Annotated in this window: 16 protein-coding genes; 8 read left to right on the top strand and 8 right to left on the bottom strand. The window is 72.7% G+C overall.

The genetic code is table 11. The features are described from left to right. The 5 genes from AB0C29_RS12465 to AB0C29_RS12445 form a co-directional block, all read left to right on the top strand. Positions 1-1,005, top strand: a 1,005-nt coding sequence (locus tag AB0C29_RS12465; RefSeq protein WP_360819130.1) for an ATP-binding protein, incomplete at its 5' end; no start/stop codon positions are given. A 57-nt stretch (positions 1,006-1,062) separates the two neighbouring features. Next, positions 1,063-1,497, top strand: coding sequence for a roadblock/LC7 domain-containing protein (locus AB0C29_RS12460; RefSeq protein WP_360819127.1), 435 nt, complete (start codon positions 1,063-1,065; stop codon positions 1,495-1,497). 2 nt (positions 1,498-1,499) lie between these two features. After that, a complete protein-coding gene (locus tag AB0C29_RS12455) occupies positions 1,500-1,871 on the top strand; it encodes a DUF742 domain-containing protein (RefSeq protein WP_360556151.1) in 372 nt (123 codons plus the stop codon). Next, on the top strand, positions 1,849-2,445 hold the full coding sequence (locus AB0C29_RS12450) for an ATP/GTP-binding protein (protein WP_360819126.1): 597 nt from the start codon (positions 1,849-1,851) through the stop codon (positions 2,443-2,445). Before AB0C29_RS12455 ends, AB0C29_RS12450 begins: the two co-directional genes overlap by 23 nt. After that, entirely contained in the window at positions 2,442-2,981 is a 540-nt protein-coding gene (locus AB0C29_RS12445; protein WP_360819124.1) for a GAF domain-containing protein, read from the top strand. The genes AB0C29_RS12450 and AB0C29_RS12445 overlap by 4 nt, the downstream gene beginning before the upstream one ends. 7 nt (positions 2,982-2,988) lie before the next feature. Here AB0C29_RS12445 and AB0C29_RS12440 read toward each other — a convergent pair whose 3' ends face one another. The 5 genes from AB0C29_RS12440 to AB0C29_RS12420 all read right to left on the bottom strand — a co-directional run bounded on the left by AB0C29_RS12440 (position 2,989) and on the right by AB0C29_RS12420 (position 7,209). Next, the gene (locus AB0C29_RS12440; protein ID WP_360819121.1) at positions 2,989-4,188 is read right to left on the bottom strand and encodes an acyl-CoA dehydrogenase family protein; all 1,200 of its coding nucleotides are present in this window, start codon (positions 4,186-4,188) and stop codon (positions 2,989-2,991) included. Positions 4,189-4,383: 195 nt separating this feature from the next. After that, positions 4,384-4,932, bottom strand: coding sequence for a YciI family protein (locus AB0C29_RS12435; protein WP_360819118.1), 549 nt, complete (start codon positions 4,930-4,932; stop codon positions 4,384-4,386). Positions 4,933-4,940: 8 nt separating this feature from the next. After that, positions 4,941-5,483, bottom strand: coding sequence for a GyrI-like domain-containing protein (locus AB0C29_RS12430; protein ID WP_360819116.1), 543 nt, complete (start codon positions 5,481-5,483; stop codon positions 4,941-4,943). Further along, positions 5,480-6,550 carry a HAMP domain-containing sensor histidine kinase gene (locus AB0C29_RS12425; protein WP_360819113.1) on the bottom strand — a complete coding sequence of 357 codons (1,071 nt, stop codon included), beginning with the start codon at positions 6,548-6,550 and terminating at the stop codon, positions 5,480-5,482. Before AB0C29_RS12425 ends, AB0C29_RS12430 begins: the two co-directional genes overlap by 4 nt. After that, positions 6,547-7,209 (bottom strand): response regulator transcription factor, encoded by a 663-nt coding sequence (locus AB0C29_RS12420; RefSeq protein WP_360556140.1) that lies wholly within the window; start codon positions 7,207-7,209, stop codon positions 6,547-6,549. Before AB0C29_RS12420 ends, AB0C29_RS12425 begins: the two co-directional genes overlap by 4 nt. 86 nt (positions 7,210-7,295) lie before the next feature. On the opposite strand from AB0C29_RS12420, the gene AB0C29_RS12415 reads away from it, so the two are divergent. Genes AB0C29_RS12415 through AB0C29_RS12405 form a run of 3 tightly spaced genes read left to right on the top strand, consistent with a single transcriptional unit; the run spans position 7,296 to position 10,311 of the window. After that, positions 7,296-8,045, top strand: coding sequence for an ATP-binding cassette domain-containing protein (locus AB0C29_RS12415; RefSeq protein WP_360819110.1), 750 nt, complete (start codon positions 7,296-7,298; stop codon positions 8,043-8,045). After that, positions 8,042-9,574 carry a hypothetical protein gene (locus AB0C29_RS12410; RefSeq protein ID WP_360819106.1) on the top strand — a complete coding sequence of 511 codons (1,533 nt, stop codon included), beginning with the start codon at positions 8,042-8,044 and terminating at the stop codon, positions 9,572-9,574. The genes AB0C29_RS12415 and AB0C29_RS12410 overlap by 4 nt, the downstream gene beginning before the upstream one ends. Beyond that, a complete protein-coding gene (locus AB0C29_RS12405; RefSeq protein WP_360819103.1) occupies positions 9,571-10,311 on the top strand; it encodes an ABC transporter permease in 741 nt (246 codons plus the stop codon). The genes AB0C29_RS12410 and AB0C29_RS12405 overlap by 4 nt, the downstream gene beginning before the upstream one ends. Here AB0C29_RS12405 and AB0C29_RS12400 read toward each other — a convergent pair. The 3 genes from AB0C29_RS12400 to AB0C29_RS12390 all read right to left on the bottom strand — a co-directional run. Continuing rightward, positions 10,297-11,109: a sugar nucleotide-binding protein gene (locus AB0C29_RS12400; protein ID WP_360819100.1), complete on the bottom strand. Its 813-nt coding sequence runs from the start codon at positions 11,107-11,109 to the stop codon at positions 10,297-10,299. The two genes, AB0C29_RS12405 and AB0C29_RS12400, sit on opposite strands and share 15 nt — an antisense overlap. Beyond that, complete coding sequence (gene aspS, locus AB0C29_RS12395) at positions 11,109-12,911, bottom strand: aspartate--tRNA ligase (protein ID WP_360819097.1); 1,803 nt, start codon at positions 12,909-12,911, stop codon at positions 11,109-11,111. Before aspS ends, AB0C29_RS12400 begins: the two co-directional genes overlap by 1 nt. Before the next feature lie 90 nt (positions 12,912-13,001). After that, the coding region (locus AB0C29_RS12390) for a hypothetical protein (RefSeq protein WP_360819094.1) at positions 13,002-13,510 on the bottom strand (509 nt) is incomplete at its 5' end.

The raw sequence follows: 13,510 nt of genomic DNA, 5'->3' as shown, positions 1-13,510 counted from the left end.
GAACTCGATGACCGCCAGCGCCCGGTTGATGGCCATGTCCTTGCCCTGGTACTCGGCGTTGCGCAGCTTGTCCTCGGTGACGTCGGTGGCGTACTAGACCACCTCGAGCTGATCGAGAACGCGACGATGTTCGCCCCGCCGCAGACCCAGGTGCTGCTGCGCGCGCAGCACGTCGCGGCCGGGGTGGCGGTCGAGGTCGAGGACCGCGGGCTGGGCATCCAGCGGGAGGACCAGGACCGGCTGAACCGGCTGCTGGTCAACCCGGAGGACATCAACCTGGACGAGCTGCTGCGCGACGGCCGGATCGGGCTGTTCGTGGTCTCGATGATCGCCCGCCAGCACGGCGTCACCGTGCAGTTGCAGGGCAACATCTACGGCGGCACCCAGGCCGTGATCATCCTGCCGCAGCAGCTGCTCGGCTCGGCCCAGGACGACCGCGGCCCGGTGGTGGCCCAGCCGGCCCTGACCCAGAACACCATGGAGCTGGTGCAGCGGGTACCGGGCCCGTCCCAGATCGCGGCACCCCCGCCGACCTGGCCCGCCTTCACCGGCGCCCCGGACACCCCCGCCCCCGCCCTCGTCTCCGCAGTGCCCGCACCCGCGATTTCGGCACCCCCGATTTCGGCACCGCAGCAGCAGGCACCCCCACAGCAGGCACCCGTGCAGGCGGCAACCCCGCAGCAGGCAACCCCGCAGGCGGCACCCCCGCAGCAGGCGCCCCTGCAGCAGGCACCGCCGAATCCGGCGCCGGTGGCTGCCGGGGCGCTGCGGCGTACCGGGGCCGAGGTGGCCGAGGGCCGGCCCACCGTCACCCCGCCCCCGCTGCCGCGCCGGCACAGCCAGACGCATCTGGCGCCGCAGCTGCAGTTCGGGCCGCCGCCGGCCCCCGAGGACGACGGCGCCGAGCACGATCCCGGTCTCATGGCCTCGTTCATGCAGGGCGTCTCCCGCAGCGACGCCGGGCCGCACTCCCCGGCCGAGCCGGCCCCGTCCGACCAGCACTGACGGTCCCCTCCCCCAGCCCCACCGAGACCCGAGCCCCACTGAGAAAGGTGTGCTCAGATGCTGAGCAACGACCCGGTACGTTCCGCCCAGGACCTCGTCTGGCTGCTGTCCGGGCTGGTCGAGCGCGTCCCGGACACCCGTAGCGCGCTGCTGCTCTCCTCCGACGGGCTGCGCAAGGCCGCGCACGGACTGGACGACGACGGCGCCGACCATCTGGCCGCCATCGCCTCCGGGCTGTTCTCGCTGGCCCGCAGCGCCGGAACGCGGTTCGGTGGCGGGGAGGCGGTGCGCCAGGTCGTGGCCGAGCTGGAGGACGCCCTGCTGTTCGTGTCCGCCGCCGGCTCCGGGGCGGTGCTCGCCGTCATCGCGGGCAAGGACGCCGACCCGGGAGTGCTCGGCTACGAGATGGCGCAGCTCGTCAAGAGTGTGCGGCCGTACCTGGGCACCCCGGTCCGGCAGGCGGCCGGCCATCCCGGCGGCGCGGGTCGGTGACGATGGGGCGGGCCGACGACGAGCACTGGCTCGACGACGCCGCGGGACGTCTCGTCCGGCCGTACACGGTGAGCAACGGGCGCACCCAGCCCAGCACCCACCTGGAACTGCTGTCGATGGTCCGGGCGACCGGCCGGCTGCCGCACGGTCAGCTCGAGCCCGACCACGCCGAGGCCCTCGGGTTGTGCGGCAGCCCCACGACGGTCGCCGAGGTCGCCGCCCGGCTGCGGCTGCCCGCGGTCGTCACCAAGATCCTGCTTTCCGACCTGGTCGACGCCGGCGCCATCGACACCCGATCCCCCGGCCCGGCGGCCGAACCCACCAACACGGCGGTACTGGAGACCATTCTCAATGCCTTACAGCGACGACTCTGATCCGTTCCCGACGCCGCTCAAACTGCTCATCGCCGGTGGGTTCGGGGTGGGCAAGACGACGTTCGTGGGCGCGGTCAGCGAGATCGAACCCCTGCGGACGGAGGAGATCCTCACCACCGCGGGCGTCGGCACCGACAACCTGACCGGTATCGAGCGCAAGACGACCACCACGGTCGCGATGGACTTCGGCCGGATCACCATCGACCGCCGGCACATCCTCTACCTGTTCGGCACGCCCGGCCAGGAACGCTTCTGGTTCATGTGGGACGAGCTGTCCGCCGGGGCGATGGGCGCGGTCGTGCTGGCCGACACCCGCCGGCTGCAGGACTGTTTCGCGGCGGTGGACTTCTTCGAGTCGCGCGGCATCGGCTTCCTGGTGGCCGTCAACCAGTTCGACAACGCGTTCCGGTACGAGCCGGACGACGTGCGCAGCGCGCTCGACCTGCGGCCCGACGTGCCGATCGTCAGTTGCGACGCCCGTGACAGCCGGTCCGCCACGGGTGTGCTCGTCCAGCTCATCCAGCACCTGCTCGGCGTACATCCCACCCCGACGGCCATCCGGAGCTTGGCATGATCTACGACTCGTCCCCGCACCACCCGCTGACCCCGACCGACCTGGAGGTGCCGCTGCGGATGCGGCGGCTGCGCGAGCTGGGCCTCGGTGAGCAGCCGGACCCGGAGTTCGACGACTTCGCACGCAAGCTGACCGAGGTCACCGGCGCCCCGTACGCGATGGTGAACTTCATCAGTGAGGACCGGCAGTACTTCGCCGGGCTGCACACCGTGGCCAAGGGTGACCCGTCCGCCTCGCCGGGCCGGGTCATGGACCGCGACCACGGCTACTGCCCGCACGTGGTGGTACGCCGCAAGGCGCTGGTCCTCGACGACGTCTGCGACTACCCCCGCTTCGCCGGCAACCCGGTGGTCGACGAGATCGGCATCCGGTCCTACCTGGGCGCGCCGCTGATCGACCGGACGGGCACGACGCTCGGCACGATCTGCGTGGTGGACGTGGAGCCCCGCCCGTGGGGGCGGCCCGGCCTGGAGACCATCAAGTCGATGGCCGCCGAGCTGATCACCCAGATCCACCGCCGGGAGGACAGCCGCTGACCGCGGCTCACGGGGTGACGGCCTCCGCGGCCGGACGGGTGGCCAGCCGCTGGGACCACTGGCCCTTGGTCGTACCCAGGGCGACCTCGGCCAGGCGGATCAGCTGCACGTCCGAGGTGCCGGCCGGGGCGAAGATGTGGTGGGCGTCGCGCAGGTAGCGCTCCACCGGCCGGTCCGCGTAGAGCCCGGCGGCGGCGTGGATCTCCATCGCGTTGCGGGCGCTGTCCAATGCGGACTCGACGTTGATGAGCTTGGCGTTCATCAGCTCCGCGTCGCAGGGCAGCCCCTGGTCCAGCGTGTGCACGGCGTGGTACGCCGCCAGTCGCGCGGTCATCAGCCGGGACTGCATCTGGCCCAGCTTGAGCTTGATCGGCAGCAGTTCGCCGAGCGGCTTGCCGTAGCGGTGCCGCTCGGTCACGTACGCCGAGGTCTCCTCGACCAGCGCCTGGTGGATGCCGAGCGCCACCGCGGTCAGGTTCGGGCGGCCGTACAGGATGCTGGAGGAGTAGGCCACGGAGAGGCCGTCGCCCTCGGCCCCCAGCCGGTTGGCCGCCGGGATCCGGCAGTCGGCGAAGGTGAGCTCGCCGAAGCTGAAGCCGTGCAGGCCCATCGCCGCCCGGTGCGGGCCGAGCGAGAAGCCGGGCCGGTCCGCCTCGACGAGGAACGCCGACAGGCCCTTGGAACCGGGACCGGTGCGCACCACCACGCCGTGCAGGTCACCGACGTGGCTGTTGCCGACGAAGACCTTGCGTCCATTGAGGACGTAATCCGAGCCGTCGCGGACGGCGGTGGCCGACATGCCGAGCACGTGCCCGCCGGAGTGCTCCTCGGTGACCGCGATCGTCGGCAGGCACTCCCCCGCCGCGATGGCCGGCAGCCACTTCGCCTGCTGGTCCGCGTCGCCGAAGTGCAGGATCTTGGCCACGCCCAGCTGGGACGCCTGCACCATGGCGCCCATCGCGCCGCTGACCCGGGCCAGTTCCTCGATGATGATGGTCTTGGCCAGGTGACCGAGGCCCATGCCGCCGTGCCCGGGGCCGATCGTGACCCCGATCCAGCCCTGGCGGGCGATCAGCCGCGAGAGGTCGTACTGGACCGCGCGGGACGCTTCCATCTCGTCGATCCGCAGGCGTACCTCGGTCTCCGCGAACGCCCGCACCTCCTGGCGCAACTGTTCATGGCGCGCGGTCATGAAGTACGCGTCCACTGCAACTCCTCGTGGGGTCGGCAAGCGGCGAGAGACAACGGCGAGTCGGACACGGACACCGGTGGGCGCGCCGTCGCTGCCGCTGATCGTATCCGCGCAGACACGTATAGTGATAGATCAACGATCAAGAGAAATCCTCACGATTGACTGGCGCCACCCGGGAATCCGGGCATTCCGGTCCACAGTGGAGCTCGGTCAGCGGCGCCCGCCGAACGCCCAGTTGTGGACCTCGACGGCGGCGTACCGGTCGGCGGTCAGCACCGTCCGCGCCCGGCTCGGATCCACCGCCCGCACCAGCGCCGCCGTGCCCAGCCAGGCGGCACCGTCGTCGGACAACAGCGGCCCGTACGCGATCAGATCGTCCGCCGCAGCCGGCGCGGTCAGGTCGGCGCCCGGCCCCGCGCCGAGCCCGAGCACCAGGTAGCGATGTCCGCCGCTGCGGCCGCCGGCGAAGTCCCACATCGTGCGCCCGAGCAGGTTGTGCCACCGGCGCAGCAGCACGTCCCGGTACGCGCCGGCCTGGTAATTGGGCTCGGCGAAGGCGAACGTCCGCGCCGCGGCGGGATCGGGCAGGTCGACGATGTGCACGCTGCCGGTCGGCGTCTCACCGTCGTCCGCGAACGTCGGACCGCGGGCGATCATCCCGGTCGCATAGCCGTCCATGTAGGACCAGTGGTCCGCCAGCAGCTCGCCGCGCAGCGCCGCGGAGCCGGGCCGGTCGCGGTGGTAGCAGAAGAACTCCATGCCGCAGGCTAATCGGCCAGGCGGAACAGCAGCGCGGTCTCCCACTTGTGCATGTCCGGCTCCTCGGCCGGGTTGGTCAGCAGCACCTCCAGCCGGGCGCCCCACACCTCGCCCTCCGGGGTCGGGGTCACGTCCCAGCGCACGCCCTGATGCTGTCCCCAGTCCAGCAGCGTGGCCGTGACGCCCATCAGCTCGTCGGGGTGGCCGATGTGGGTGAGGGTCGCGTACCGGCCCGCGGGCAGCACGTCGACGAAGTCGGGCTCGGCGACCTCGATCAGCGCCGGCAAGGGGATGCCGGCCTCCACCACCAGCTCGGCGGACATGTCGATCACGCGGTAGCGGAAGAAGGGCGCACCGGCCGGGACCACGCCGCGCTCGCCCAGCCAGCCGAACAGGGCCGGCAGGTGATCGGCGACCCGCGCGAACTCGGTCATGGTGATCGACTCGCGCCGGGCGACGTACAGCTGCTCGTCGCGCCACAGGATGGTGGGTTCGGCCAGCACGGACGCCTCCTCGATGACGGGGTCGGCTCCATCATCGGCAACGATCACCCGAAGCGCACCTCGATGGCCAGGCCGCCCTCCGGGGGCGCGGCCGGGACGAGCGTCGCGCCGTGGGCGGTGGCGATCGCCCGGACGATGGCCAGGCCCAGGCCGTGGCCGCCGGAGTGGCCGAGCCGCTGGGCGCCGAGGCGCTGGAACGGCTGGAACAGGCGGTCCAGCTCGGCCGGCGGGATGACCCCGCCGGTGTTACGGACAGTCAGGGTGGCCCGGCCGTCGACGGTCGCTGTGCGGAGCTCGACGCTGCCGCCGGGTGTGTTGTGGCGCAACGCGTTGTCGACCAGGTTGGCCACCAGGCTCTCGACCAGGCGGCGGTCGCCGGTGGCCGGAGCCGCGTCGAGTCGCACCCGCACCTTGAGGTCGCGTCGCTGCGCCTCGTCCTGCCGGCCGGTCATCACCGCCCCGGCCACGTCGGCCAGGTCGAACGGCTCCCGGTGCTCGACACCCTGCTCGCCGGTGGCCAGGGTGAGCAGGGCGTCGATCAGGCGTTCCTGCGCGGCCCCCAGGTCGAGCACGTCGCGGCCCGCGGCCCGCAGGCTCTCCACCGTGACGTCCGGATCGGCCAGGGCCACTTGCAGCAGGGCCCGCTGGGCAGTCAGCGGCGTACGCAGCTCGTGCGAGGCGTTGGCGACGAAGTCGCGCTGGGCGGTGAAGGACGCCTCCAGCCGCCCGAACAGGTCGTCGAGGGTCGCGGCGAGCTCGGTGAACTCGTCGTTGCGGCCGGTGCGGCCGAGCCGGCGGTGCAGGTTGCGGGCCGAGATGTCCCGGGCGGTCGCGGTGATCTCCCGCAGCGGGCGCAGGAACCGTCCCGCGATCAGCCAGCCCAGCACCAGCGCGACCAGCCCCATGGCGGCCAGCCCGACGGCGGAGGCGGTGACCACCCGGGCGAAATCCGGGCCCGGGACGGGGGCCACCGGCGGCGGGCCGACGCCGATGCCCACCGGAGTGCTCTCCCGCCCTTGCAGGATCGGGATGCTGAGCAGGATCGCCCCGGACGCCAGGAACGGCACCGCGTACAGCAGGGTCAGCTGGGTCCGCAGCCGGCGGCGGGCGCTCACGGGGCGCCGATCCGGTAGCCCGCCTCGCGGACGGTATGCACCAGCGGCGGATCACCGAGCTTGACGCGCAGCCGGCGGATGGTCGTCTTCACCGCCGTGGTGAACGGGTCCGCCGCCTCGTCCCAGACGCGTTCCAGCAGTTCCTCGGCCGGCACCAGCCGGCCCTGGGCGGCGAGCAGGCACTCCAGCACGGCGAACTCCTTTCCGCTGAGCTCGAGCCGGCGGCCGCCGCGGGTGACCACCCGCAGGTTCGGGTCGAGCATGAGGTCGCCGCTGTGCAGGACCGGCGGCAGCGCGGTGGCCGGGCGCCGCCCCAGCGCCCGGATCCGGGCCACGAGCTCGGCGAAGTCGAACGGCTTGGGCAGGTAGTCGTCGGCGCCCAGCCCCAGGCCGGCAACCCGCTGCCCGACCGTGGCGGCCGCGGTCAGCATCAGCACCCGGCTGCCCGAGCCCTCGGCGACGATCCGGCGGCACACCTCGTCACCGTGCACGCCGGGCAGGTCACGATCGAGCACGACCACGTCGTAGCGGGTCACGGCCAGGTGCTCCAAGGCGTCCGGGCCGTCCAGGACCACGTCCACGGCCATGCCCTCACGGCGCAGACCCGTGCCGAGGGTACGGGCCAGGATCTCGAAGTCCTCCACGACCAGCACGCGCATGACCTCACGATGCCAGGCGCCGGGTGTCAGTGGGGTGTCAGCCGGCGCCACCGTGGCGACACCGGCGCCCGCGTAGACACCACCGCATGAACCAGACCAGCATCGTCGTCACCGGCCTGCGGAAACGCTTCGGGCCCACCCTCGCCCTGGACGGGATGTCCTTCGCCGTCGAACCGGGACAGGTCACCGGCTTCGTCGGCCCCAACGGCGCCGGCAAGTCCACCACCATGCGGGTCGTCCTGGGGCTGGACGCGCCGGACGCCGGGACCGCACTGGTCGGCGGGCGGCCGTACCGGAGCCTGCCCTGCCCGTTGCGCGTTGTCGGGTCCCTGCTGGATGCCGGCGCGCTGCAGCCGGGCCGCACCGCCCGCAACCACCTGCTCTGGCTGGCCCACTCGCAGGGGCTGACCGCGGCGCGCGTCGACGAGGTGCTGGAGCAGGCCGGTCTGACCAGCGTGGCCCGGCGCCGGGCCGGCAGTTTCTCGCTCGGGATGCGTCAGCGGCTCGGGATCGCGGCGGCGATGCTCGGTGACCCGCCGGTGCTGATGCTCGACGAGCCGTTCAACGGGATGGACCCGGAGGGCATCGTCTGGATCCGCGGCTTCCTGCGGGCGCTGGCCGCCGAAGGCCGCGCGGTGCTGCTCTCCACCCACCTGATGAGCGAGCTCCAGGACACCGCCGACCACGTGGTGCTGGTCGGCCGGGGCCGGGTGCTCGCCGACCGCACCATGCCGGAGCTGCTGGCCCGGCACGGCAGCCTGGAACGGGCGTACCTGGAGCTGACCCGCGACGCGGTGGAGTTCCGGGCGGCCGGGTCGCCGGAGGCGTCGCGATGAGGGCGGTGCTGCACGCCGAGTGGACCAAGCTGCGGACCGTGCGCGGCTGGGTCGTCGCGCTGGCCGTCGCAGCCGCCGCGGTGGTCGGGCTGGGGCTGCTCACCGGCGGGCAGGGATCGTGCGGGCGCAACGGCCCGCAGTCGGAGTGCGTGCTGCCGGTCGGGCCGGGCGGACAGGAGGTCACCGACCACTTCACCTTCGTGCACCGGTCGCTGACCGGCGACGGGAGCATCACGGTACGGCTGAACGGGCTCACCGGCGTCCTGCCCCGCAAGCCCGGCCTGGGCGGACCGCCGGACAGCACCGGCCCACAGGTGGCCGAGGGCGGCACCGGGGACGGTCAGCCCGGGCTCGCCCCGTGGGCCAAGGGTGGTCTGATCATCAAGGACGGCACCCGGCCCGGCTCGACGTACGCCGCGATCATGCTGACCGGGGCCCACGGTGTGCGGATGCAGCACGACTACGTGCACGACCGGGCCGGCCCGTCCGCTCCGGCCACCACGCCACGCTGGTTGCGGCTCACCCGGGCCGGGCCGACGATCACCGGCGAGGAGTCGCCCGACGGTACGGCGTGGACGACCGTGGGCACCGTACGGCTGCCCGGGCTCCCGGCGACCGCCCAGGTCGGCACCTTCGCGACCTCGCCGCAGTTCACCTGGATCCTCGGCGGCGGCCGTGGGGTGGGCGGCGCGATGGGCGGCCCGAGCGAGGTCACCGCGACGTTCGACAACCTCACCGGCCGGGGCACCGGATCCGACGCGAGCTGGAACCGGACCGAGGTCGGTGGCGACGCATCCCCGCAGCCGGAGCGGCTCGGCGCGAGCTTGCGGGTGACGGGCAGCGGCGACATCGCCCCGGCGGTCTCCGGCATCTCCGGCATCGGCACCACGGTGAGCCAGACCCTGGCCGGCACCTTCGCCGGGCTGATCCTGGTGGTCGTCGTGGCCACGATGACGATGACCGCCGAGTACCGGCGCGGGATGATCCGCACGACGGTGGCCGCGGTCCCCCGGCGCGGCCGGATCCTGCTGGCCAAGGCCACGATCATCGGCACGGTCACCTTCGGGCTGGGGGTGCTGGCCGCGGCGGTGGTCATCGTCGTCGGCCGGCAGGTGCTGCGGGCCAACGGCGTCTACCTGCATCCGGCCACGACCGGCACCGAGGTGCGTCTCGTCGTGGGCACCGGCCTGCTGCTGGCGGGCGCGGCGGTGCTGGCGCTCGGGCTGGGTGCCCTGCTGCGGCGGGGACTCACCGCTGTCGTGGCCGGGATCGTGGTGATCGTGCTGCCGTACCTGCTGGCCATGACGGTCCTGCCGCCGGAGCCGGCCAAGTGGCTGCTGCGGGTCACGCCGGCCGCCGCATTCGCCGTGCAGCAGAGCTTGGTCAGCTATCCGCAGGTCGACGACTTCCCCATCCCGGTGAACGGCTACTTCCCGCTGCCACCGTGGGCCGGTCTGGCCGTACTGGCCGGGTGGGCGGCGCTGGTCCTGGGCCTGGCCGGGCTCTCGCTGCGGCGGCGTGACGTATGAGGCGGGCCCTGCACGCGGAGTGGACGAAGCTGCGGACCACGCCCGGAATGGTCCTGCTGCTGCTCAGCGTCGTCGTGGCGACAGTGGGGATCAGCATCCTGGCGGCCGCGGCCACCGACTGCCCCGCCGGGATCTGCGCGGTGGACATCACCAAGGTCAGCCTCACCGGGGTCCAGCTCGGCCAGGCCGTCGTCGCCGTCCTGGCGGTGCAGCTCATCGGCGCCGAGTACGGCACCGGCATGATCCACGTCAGCCTGGCCGCGGTCCCGCGCCGGCTCACCGTCCTGGCCGCCAAGGCGCTGGTGCTCACCGCGGTGGTGACGGCCGCCGCCACCGCGGGTGTGGCCGGTTCGCTGATGGCCGGGAACCGCCTGCTACCGCTGACGGTCGCCGACGCCACGGTGCTGCGGGCGGCCTTCGGGTCGGTGCTGTACCTCGTCCTGATCGGTCTGCTCGCGCTCGGCGTGACGGCTGCTGTCCGTACCCCCGCGACCGCGGCTGGCCTCGTCCTGGGGCTGCTCTACGTCTTCCCGATCGTCGGGCTGGCCGCGACCGACCCGGACTTCCGGCGGCACCTGGACCAGATCGCCCCGATGACGGCCGGGCTGGCGATCCAGAGCACCACCGGCCTCGACGGCCTGGCCATCAGCCCGTGGCGGGGACTCGCCGTGCTCGGCGCGTGGGCCGCCGCGGCGCTGCTCGCCGGTGGACTGCTGATCCGGCTACGCGACGCCTAGGGCCTCGGCGACCCCACGCAGCCGGGTCCGGAGCAGGCCGGCGGCGAGGGTGCTGTCCAGGAGTACCTCGGCCGGGCGCGGACCCAGCCTGCCCTCGGCGATCGTGCTCACCGGCACGGTCGCCGGGTCCAGGCCGTGCCGGGCGGCCACCAGCCGGCCGAGCTCGGCCCGGCTCACCGCCTGCGGGCCGGCGATGTTGACAGTGCCCGCGTGGTCCGTGCCGGCCAGCTCCAGGACCGCCGCGGCCAGGTCGGTCACGTCGATCGGGCAGCGGATCTCGTCGGTGAACAGCGCACCTGGCCGCCGGCCGGTGATGAGGTCCAGCGAGAGTTTGACCTGCTTGCTGCGCTCGTCGCCGACGATCAGCGAGGTGCGGACCACGGCCGCTGCCGGGTCGATCGCGGCGACGGCCGTCTCGGCCGCTGCCTTCGCCGCACCGTACGGATACAGCGGGCTCGGCGCCACGTCGTCGGCGTACGGCTCAGGCCGGCCGGCGTGCACCGCGTCCGAGGAGATGTGCACGAGCCGGGCGCCGATCGCGGCAGCCGCGAGAGCCACGTGGGCGGCACCGTCGGCGCAGACAGCCCAGCTGTCCATCCGGGCCGCCGTGTTGATCACGACTGCCGGCCGTACCCGGGAGATCAGCGCGTGGACCGCCGCGCGGTCCGTGATGTCCAGCCGCGACCAGCCGCCGGCGCCCGTCGTGGAGGTGCCGGTGACCTGCGCGCCGGTGGTTGACGCCAGCCGGGCCGTCTCGCTGCCGAGATAGCCGCTGGCGCCGACCACCAGCATCCGCACTAGTTCGACGGCTCCACCGGGGCTGCCACACCGTCGGTGCCGGGCGTCGCCGCCGTCGCCTTCGGCTTCGCGTCGATGCCGGCCTCCAGCCGCTGCTGGGCGGTGATCGGCGTCGGCGCGGTGGTCAGCGGGTCGTAGCCGCCGCGGGTCTTCGGGAACGCGATGACCTCGCGGATCGACTCGTTGCCGGAGAGCAGCATGCAGGTGCGGTCCCAGCCGAGCGCGATGCCGGCGTGCGGCGGCGGGCCGTACTTGAACGCCTCCAGCAGGAAGCCGAACTTGTCCTGGGCCTCCTCCGGGGTGATGCCGAGCAGGTCGAAGACCCGGCTCTGCACGTCACCACGGTGGATACGGACGCTGCCGCCGCCGATCTCGTTGCCGTTGACCACGATGTCGTACGCGTAGGCCAGCGCCTTGTCCGGCGCCTCCTCGAACTTGTCCATCCACTCGGCGTTCGGCGAGGTGAACGGGTGGTGCACGGCCGTCCAGCCGCCGTCGTCCGTCTTCTCGAACATCGGGGCGTCGACGACCCAGCAGAACGCCCAGGTGGACTCGTCGATCAGCCCGGCCCGCTTGGCGATCTCGATGCGGGCCGCGCCCAGCAGCTCCTGGGCCTCACGACGCTCGGTGGCGGCGGCGAAGAACACCGCGTCGCCCGGCTTCGCGCCCACCACATCGGCCAGACCGGCCAGGTGCGCCTCGGAGAGGTTCTTGGCGACCGGGCCACGCGCCGCGCCGGTCTCCGCGTCCAGCACCACATAGGCCAGGCCGCGGGCGCCGCGCGCCTTGGCCCAGTCCTGCCAGCCGTCGAGCTCCTTGCGGGTCTGCGAGGCGCCACCCGGCATGACGACCGCGCCGACGTAACCCCCGGCGTCGATCGCGCCGGCGAACACCCGGAACTCGGTGCCGCGCAGGTAGTCGGTCAGCTCGGTCAGCTCCAGGCCGTACCGCAGGTCGGGCTTGTCGGAGCCGTACCGGTTCATCGCGTCGGTCCAGGTGATCCGCGGGATCGGGGTCTGCACCTGGTAGCCGGCGAGCTCGCCCCAGAGCTTGACCACGAGCTCCTCGCCGAGCTCGATGATGTCGTCCTGGGTCACGAAGGACATCTCGATGTCGAGCTGGGTGAACTCCGGCTGCCGGTCGGCGCGGAAGTCCTCGTCGCGGTAGCAGCGGGCGATCTGGTAGTAGCGCTCCATGCCGGCCACCATCAGCAGCTGCTTGAACAGCTGCGGGGACTGCGGCAGGGCGTACCAGGTGCCGGGCTGGAGCCGGACCGGGACCAGGAAGTCCCGGGCGCCCTCGGGCGTCGACCGGGTCAGCGTCGGCGTCTCGATCTCGTTGAAGTCCCGGGCGTGCAGGATCTCCCGGGCGATCTGGTTGGCCCGGCTGCGCAGCTTGAGCGCGTTGGCCGGGCCACTGCGGCGCAGGTCCAGGTAGCGGTACTTCAGGCGCAGGTCGTCGGAGGCGGTGACGGTGTCGTCGACGGGCAGCGGCAGCGGCGCGGCCTCGGAGAGCACGACCAGCTCGCTCGCGGTGACCTCGACGGCCCCGGTGGGCAGGTCCGGGTTCTCGTTGCCGGCCGGGCGCTGGGTGACCTCGCCGGTGACCTTCACACAGAACTCGTTGCGCAGCGCGTGCGCGTCCTCCTCGCGGAAGACCACCTGGACGACGCCCGAGGCGTCACGCAGGTCGACGAAGATGACACCGCCGTGGTCGCGGCGGCGGGCGACCCACCCGGCGAGCGTCACCGTCTGACCGGCGTGGCTCGCACGCAAGCTGCCGGCGTCATGGGTACGGATCACGGAAACTTCTCCTCACAGGGTTACGGGGCGCACCCGACATTGTGTCAGCTACGCCCCGTCCCGCTGCGCACAGGCCCGGGACCGGACCACTCACTGAGGCACGATGTACGCGGTCGCCTGCAACGTGACCAGGTTGTCGGCGCTGACCCCGGTGACCGTGACGACCACCATGCGCTGGCTGTCGCCCCGGCTGTTGGCCGCGGCCAGCGACGTCTGGATGCAGTAGGCGTCGCCCTTGCGCATGGCGTACTCCTTGGTCGACGGGATAGCGCTGAACTGGATCTGCTCGGCGCACGCGTTCGGCGTCATGGCGCTCTCCCCCACCGCCGCGACGACGCCGTCACTGAACTCCATCTTGGCGATCCCGCCGGTACACGCGTCGAGGGAGATGTCCGCCGCACCCTCCGCGTCCAGCCGCGGCTCATCCAGATCGATCTTCCTGGTGTCGCAGCCCGTCACCTGCACGTTCAGGGTGCGCTTCTCGTAGAACAGCTTGAAGACCGACTGCGGGTTCAGCGGCGCGTTGCTGGTCTCGGCGGCGGGCGGGTCGGCCGGGCCCGGGTCCGTGGTGGGCTCCGTCCCCGCCGTCGGGTCCGCGG

Source organism: Actinoplanes sp. NPDC048791 (assembly GCF_040650095.1).
GTDB lineage: Bacteria > Actinomycetota > Actinomycetes > Mycobacteriales > Micromonosporaceae > Actinoplanes.
Note: the sequence above shows the minus strand (reverse complement) of the source record. Positions and strands in the feature narration are given on the sequence as shown.

Coding starts and splice junctions, on each gene's coding strand:
- AB0C29_RS12460 (WP_360819127.1), top strand. CDS start 1,063: ATGCTGAGCAACGACCCGGTACGTTCCGCCCAGGACCTCGTCTGGCTG.
- AB0C29_RS12455 (WP_360556151.1), top strand. CDS start 1,500: ATGGGGCGGGCCGACGACGAGCACTGGCTCGACGACGCCGCGGGACGT.
- AB0C29_RS12450 (WP_360819126.1), top strand. CDS start 1,849: ATGCCTTACAGCGACGACTCTGATCCGTTCCCGACGCCGCTCAAACTG.
- AB0C29_RS12445 (WP_360819124.1), top strand. CDS start 2,442: ATGATCTACGACTCGTCCCCGCACCACCCGCTGACCCCGACCGACCTG.
- AB0C29_RS12435 (WP_360819118.1), bottom strand. CDS start 4,932: ATGGAGTTCTTCTGCTACCACCGCGACCGGCCCGGCTCCGCGGCGCTG.
- AB0C29_RS12420 (WP_360556140.1), bottom strand. CDS start 7,209: ATGCGCGTGCTGGTCGTGGAGGACTTCGAGATCCTGGCCCGTACCCTC.
- AB0C29_RS12415 (WP_360819110.1), top strand. CDS start 7,296: ATGAACCAGACCAGCATCGTCGTCACCGGCCTGCGGAAACGCTTCGGG.
- AB0C29_RS12410 (WP_360819106.1), top strand. CDS start 8,042: ATGAGGGCGGTGCTGCACGCCGAGTGGACCAAGCTGCGGACCGTGCGC.
- AB0C29_RS12405 (WP_360819103.1), top strand. CDS start 9,571: ATGAGGCGGGCCCTGCACGCGGAGTGGACGAAGCTGCGGACCACGCCC.